1 pseudogene is annotated in these 254 nt (G+C 33.1%); it reads right to left on the bottom strand.

Going from position 1 to position 254, the window contains the following annotated elements:
• Positions 1 to 246, bottom strand: a pseudogene (locus tag KVT28_RS25695) (hypothetical protein); the annotation flags it as partial.
• Positions 247 to 254: the final 8 nt, after the last annotated feature.

Below are 254 nucleotides of genomic sequence, written 5' to 3'. Positions count from 1 at the left end.
ACGAGCATAAATTTCTTTTACATGAAGTTCATAATGATTGAATCTAATATTTACGTCGTAATGCGAAAGCCACATTTCTTTATTGAAACCTAATGAAATTTTGGGTGAGATAGCTTGTATCATATGCGGCATATATAGCCCTGTATCCCAAATACCCGTATCACTCATCAAATCATAGTTATTTTCTTTCAATGTATTAATTAAGTGATCGGGAATCGCATGGTCATACCTATCTTGATAATCCATTTCTTACG

This window comes from Pantoea sp. GbtcB22 (assembly GCF_019091025.1).
Lineage (GTDB): Bacteria > Pseudomonadota > Gammaproteobacteria > Enterobacterales > Enterobacteriaceae > Pantoea > Pantoea leporis.
The sequence above is the reverse complement of the archived record's forward strand: the minus strand, read 5'-3'. Positions and strand labels throughout refer to the sequence as shown.